This is a genomic window from Streptomyces niphimycinicus, from assembly GCF_018883605.1.
GTDB classification, from domain to species: Bacteria; Actinomycetota; Actinomycetes; order Streptomycetales; family Streptomycetaceae; genus Streptomyces; species Streptomyces niphimycinicus.
Window position 1 is genome coordinate 1 of the sequence record NZ_JAHLEM010000934.1, and the last position, 4,797, is coordinate 4,797.

Consider the following 4,797-nt stretch of genomic DNA (forward strand, 5'->3'; position numbering starts at 1 on the left):
CGGGAGGGGCCCAGCTCGACCAGCAGCCCGTCCCGGATCAGCTCGTCGACGAGCGTGGAGACGGCGGCCCGGGTGAGCCCCACCCGGGCCGCCACCGAGGCACGGGACAGCGGGCCGTGGGCGGCCACGGCATGCAGCACGTGGGAGAGATTGCGCCGGCGCATCGCCTGCTGGGTGTTGGGCAGTGGCGCTGCCACCTGAATCCGCCTCCTCTCGCCCGGTCGCCAGATCCGCTCATTGTGCCGGGCCGGTACGACACCGGGTCGCCCGGCCGCCGTCGTACGGCGCTCACGCGCGCCGTAAGGTGTTCACGCGCGCCGTAAGGTGTTCACACGCGCCTTACCGCGCTCACGCGTGGCGCAGCAGGCCCTCCGCGTCCGCGAGCACCCGGGAGAGCCGCTCCAGCGCCGCCTCGTCGCGGGGCACCGGACCGTAGGACGGCCCTTCGGCGGTCGCCCAGCGCCGGGCCACCGCCGCCGGGTCCTCGCCCAGCACCAGCCCCGCGGCCTGCGCGGCGGCCCCGAGGGCGACCAGCTCCTCGGCCCGCGGTACCTGAACCGGGCGTCCGCTCAGCCGCCGGACCGTCTCCCGCCACGCCGTGCCCTTGGCGCCACCCCCTATGAGCAAAAGCGGGGCGTCGGGCGCCGCGTCCTCGTCCAGCACCTGATCCAGCGCGGTGAGCAGGGCGAAGACGGCCCCGTCGTAGGCGGCCTGGAGCACCTGCCCCGGTGTGGTGTCATGGCGCAGACCGTGCAGCAGCCCCGAGGCGTGCGGCAGATGAGGGGTGCGCTCACCGTCCAGGAACGGCAGCAGCACGGCCGAGCCGCCCGGCTCCACCGCCTCCCGGTCGCGGCCCAGCAGCGCCGCGATCCGGTCCACCGCGAGCGTGCAGTTGAGCGTGCACGCCAGCGGCAGCCAGGCGTCCCGCGCGTCGGCGAACCCCGCGACCACCCCGGTGGGGTCGGCGGGCCGGTGGGCCGAGACCGCGTAGACGGTGCCGGAGGTGCCCAGGCTGAGCACCGGCTGCCCCGGGCGCAGGCCGAGCCCCAGGGCGGCCGCCATATTGTCGCCCGTGCCGGTGGCCACCAGGGCGCCGGTGGGCAGCGGCAGACCGGGCAGCTCCCGTACGGTCCCGGCGGCCTCGCCGTGCCGCAGCACGCGCGGCAGCAGCTCGGGGGAGAGCCCGGCCCGGTCCAGGATCTCCTCGTCGTAGGACTCGGTGGCCGAGGACCACCAGCCGGTGCCCGAGGCGTCGCCCCGGTCGGTGGTCCCATAGCCGGTGAGCCGCTCGGTGAGGTAGTCATGGGGGAGCCGGACGGCCGCGGTGGCGCGGGCCGCCTCCGGCTCGTTCTCCTTCAGCCAGGCCCACTTGGTGACGGTGAAGGCGGGCGCGGGCACACTGCCGACCCGCTCCGCCCATGCCTTCGGGCCGCCCAGCTCCTCGATGAGCCGGTCGCGCTGGGGCGCGGAGCGCACATCGTTCCACAGCAGCGCGGGCCGCACCGAGCGGCCCGAGGCGTCCAGCGTCACCAGGCCGTGCTGCTGGCCGCCCACGGAGACCGCGGCCGCCTCCCGGGCCGGGTTCCCGCACTGGCCCAGCGCCTCGGTCAGTGCCTCCCACCACTGCTCGGGGACGGACTCCTTACCGGTGCCGTCGCTGCCGCCGCCGACGGTGTGCGGGGCCTGTCCCCGGGCGACGACCGCGCCGGTCGCGGAGTCGACGACGAGCGCCTTGGTCGATTGCGTGGAGCTGTCCACGCCGACGACGAGCGGTCCTTGCGGCACGGGCACGGCTGCTGCTGCCATCTCGCGCTCTCCCTTGCGTCCATGGGTCGTGCGGTGTGCGGGTGGAACGGGGCTTCCCCGGAATGCTCGCGCATACTAATTTGTAAAGCGCCATGACGAAATAGGCGAGGGAGCCGCGATGAGCTACAACCCCACCCCCGAGGACAGGTTCACCTTCGGACTGTGGACGGTCGGCTGGCAGGGCCGGGACCCGTTCGGGGACGCCACCCGCCCGGCGCTCGACCCCGTGGAGTCCGTGACCCGGCTCGCCGAACTCGGCGCGTACGGCGTCACCTTCCACGACGACGACCTCATCCCCTTCGGAGCCTCGGCGACCGAGCGCGAATCGCATATCAAGCGCTTCCGGCAGGCCCTGGACGCCACCGGGATGTCCGTCCCCATGGCCACCACCAACCTCTTCACCCATCCGGTCTTCAAGGACGGCGCCTTCACCGCCAACGACCGCGATGTGCGCCGCTACGCGCTGCGCAAGACCATGCGCAACATCGACCTCGCCGCAGAACTGGGCGCCAGGACCTATGTGGCCTGGGGCGGCCGCGAGGGCGCGGAGTCCGGCGGCGCCAAGGACGTGCGCGCCGCGCTCGACCGGATGAAGGAGGCGTTCGACCTGCTCGGCGCCTACGTTACCGAGCAGGGCTACGATCTGCGCTTCGCCATCGAGCCCAAGCCCAACGAGCCGCGCGGCGACATCCTGCTGCCGACCGTCGGCCACGCACTGGCCTTCATCGAGCGGCTGGAGCGGCCCGAGCTGTACGGCGTCAACCCGGAGGTCGGCCATGAGCAGATGGCCGGGCTGAACTTCCCGCACGGCATCGCCCAGGCACTGTGGGCGGGCAAGCTCTTCCACATCGACCTCAACGGCCAGAACGGCATCAAGTACGACCAGGACCTGCGGTTCGGCGCGGGCGATCTGCGGGCCGCCTTCTGGCTGGTCGACCTGCTGGAGACGGGCGGCTACGAGGGACCGCGCCACTTCGACTTCAAGCCCCCGCGCACCGAGGACATCTCGGGCGTCTGGGCCTCGGCGGCGGGCTGTATGCGCAACTACCTCATCCTCAAGGAGCGGGCGGCCGCATTCCGCGCCGACCCCGAGGTCCAGGAGGCGCTGCGCGCCTCGCGCCTGGACCAGTTGGGCGAGCCGACGCTCGAGGAGGGCGAGACCCCGACGGCGCTGCTCGCGGACCGCACCGCCTTCGAGGACTTCGACGTCGAGGCGGCCGCCGAGCGCGGTATGGCCTTCGAGCGCCTGGACCAGCTCGCCATGGACCATCTGCTCGCCGCGCGCTGACCCGCGTCCGGCCGCCGGTCCCGCCCCCCGACGGGACCGGCGGCCGGGGCTCATCGTCAGGCCGACGGCTGCCAGCCGCCGAGCCAGTCGGCGATCTCGTAGTCCGCGGCCTGGGCGTCGGTCAGTTGCGGCCGGTCGGTGCCCGCCGCACCGGAACCGGCGCCGGTGTTCTTGTACTCCCCGAAGCGGTCGTCCTTCCAGGAGAAGCCGCTCATGTCCGTCCACGGAGTGGTCTTGATCGCCGCTGACAGATCCGTATTGCGGACGATCGCCTGCGGATCGAGACTGGCGTCACCGCCCGCGTGCCAGGGGCGGCCGAGGTAGAACGACCGGCTGCTGACATCCCCGGTGATATTGCTGTTGATGAACAGGAAGCCCTTCTTCCCGGCCGCCGTCGAGGGCGCCGCGACATAGCCGCCGGAGCTGCCGTCGTAGCGCTTGACGAGCCGGATCGCCGACTTGTCGATGACGGCGGAGGCACGGCCGAAGATGAAGTCGACGTTCCCCTGGATCCAGGCGTTGCCGATGTACACCCGGCCGACGGTGGACTTGCTCGCGGAGTCCAGCAGCAGGGTGTCCTGGTCCCCGACCGCCCCGATGTTGTCCAGGACGATCCGGTCGCCCGCGGTGCGCAGCGCGCCCGCCTGCTTGTCGGCGATGGCGCTGTTGGCCTCGTTGAAGTCGTTCACGAACTGTAGATTGCGGGCCTGGAAGTCATCGGCTTCGTGGCGGCATGGGCCCGGGCGTCCGCGCCGGACCAGTCGGCGGCCGGGGCGGCGACGAGCCCGACGCCGGTGGCCAGGGCCAGGGAGCCGATGAGCGGGGCGGGGCGGCGCCGCCGGGGGCGCCGTGGGCTGAGGGTCATGGTCGGTGACTCCGTCCCGTGGAGACGTGCCGAGGGGGTTGACGCCCTTACGGTCTCCACGGCCCACCCAAAGGTTGCCGCCCCGCGGCCTTCGGCCCCGGCTGGATCTTCCCCCCTGGTCCCGTCCGCCCTCACCGGCCACGGGGACGGCGGCCCGGAGGGGCAACCCCGAGGCCGCTCCCGCGTTGTGCCGACGGCCCGGGGCCGTTCACCGGCGAGCTCCTCCTTACGGGCGGCACTGGCCCTTCCCGGCCCGCGGCCGGAGGCGGACGGGATGCCGCCACCGGCCACGCGCCGCGTCAGCCCTGGGAGCCTGGCATCGCCAGCGCCGCCGCCGGGTCGGGTCCGGCCGGGCCCGCGGGCCACCAGCGGCCGTGTTCCTTGCGGTACGGCCACCAGCGGCCGTCGCGTCCGTAGCGCACCTGGAGATCGGCGCCCACCACCGTCCAGCGGTTCCCCGCGGCGCGCAGCCCGGGCGCCCGCTCGTCCCCCTCCCAGGCGGCGGCGAGCTGGACGCGGGCCCGTGCTAGGGCTGCCGCGTCCGGCGTCCACTCCTCCTCCAGAACGGTGAGCGCGGCGGCCCCGCCGTGCTCCCAGGCACGGACGGCCCGCGCCAGATCGGTGCGGTCACGCCCGCAACCGGCCGCGAGCCGGGCGGCGATCGGGGCCGGGGGACCGGCGGCGGTCAGCCGCACCGTGTCCTGCCACACCGTCAGTGCCGCCGGGACCGGGGAGGAGGCGTGGCCGGGCGCGAGGGCCTCGGCCAGCAGCCGCTGGGCGCGTACGGCGGCGTCCGCCGCCAGGAACTCCAGCGCGGCGACGTCCAGCCCCTCGGCCG

General features: G+C 74.0%; 4 protein-coding genes and 2 pseudogenes. 1 reads left to right on the forward strand and 5 read right to left on the reverse strand.

Going from position 1 to position 4,797, the window contains the following annotated elements; translation table 11 throughout:
- On the reverse strand, nucleotides 1-197 hold a 197-nt coding region (locus KN815_RS45675), incomplete at its 3' end, for a MarR family transcriptional regulator (protein WP_216347689.1).
- A 151-nt stretch (nucleotides 198-348) separates the two neighbouring features.
- The gene (gene xylB / locus KN815_RS45680; RefSeq protein ID WP_216347690.1) at nucleotides 349-1,806 is read right to left on the reverse strand and encodes a xylulokinase; all 1,458 of its coding nucleotides are present in this window, start codon (nucleotides 1,804-1,806) and stop codon (nucleotides 349-351) included.
- A 118-nt stretch (nucleotides 1,807-1,924) separates the two neighbouring features.
- Here xylB and xylA point away from each other — a divergent pair, with 118 nt between their 5' ends.
- Nucleotides 1,925-3,094 carry a xylose isomerase gene (xylA, locus tag KN815_RS45685; protein ID WP_216347691.1) on the forward strand — a complete coding sequence of 390 codons (1,170 nt, stop codon included), beginning with the start codon at nucleotides 1,925-1,927 and terminating at the stop codon, nucleotides 3,092-3,094.
- Between the two features lie 56 nt (nucleotides 3,095-3,150).
- Here xylA and KN815_RS45690 read toward each other — a convergent pair.
- The 3 genes and pseudogenes from KN815_RS45690 to KN815_RS45700 form a co-directional block, all read right to left on the reverse strand.
- A pseudogene (locus KN815_RS45690) lies at nucleotides 3,151-3,822 on the reverse strand (pectinesterase family protein); the annotation flags it as partial.
- Nucleotides 3,780-3,959 carry a hypothetical protein gene (locus tag KN815_RS45695; RefSeq protein WP_216347693.1) on the reverse strand — a complete coding sequence of 60 codons (180 nt, stop codon included), beginning with the start codon at nucleotides 3,957-3,959 and terminating at the stop codon, nucleotides 3,780-3,782. The pseudogene KN815_RS45690 and the gene KN815_RS45695, both read right to left, overlap by 43 nt.
- Nucleotides 3,960-4,258: 299 nt before the next feature.
- Nucleotides 4,259-4,797: pseudogene (locus KN815_RS45700) on the reverse strand (SWF or SNF family helicase); the annotation flags it as partial.

Coding starts and splice junctions, on each gene's coding strand:
- xylB (WP_216347690.1), bottom strand. CDS start 1,806: ATGGCAGCAGCAGCCGTGCCCGTGCCGCAAGGACCGCTCGTCGTCGGC.
- xylA (WP_216347691.1), top strand. CDS start 1,925: ATGAGCTACAACCCCACCCCCGAGGACAGGTTCACCTTCGGACTGTGG.
- KN815_RS45695 (WP_216347693.1), bottom strand. CDS start 3,959: ATGACCCTCAGCCCACGGCGCCCCCGGCGGCGCCGCCCCGCCCCGCTC.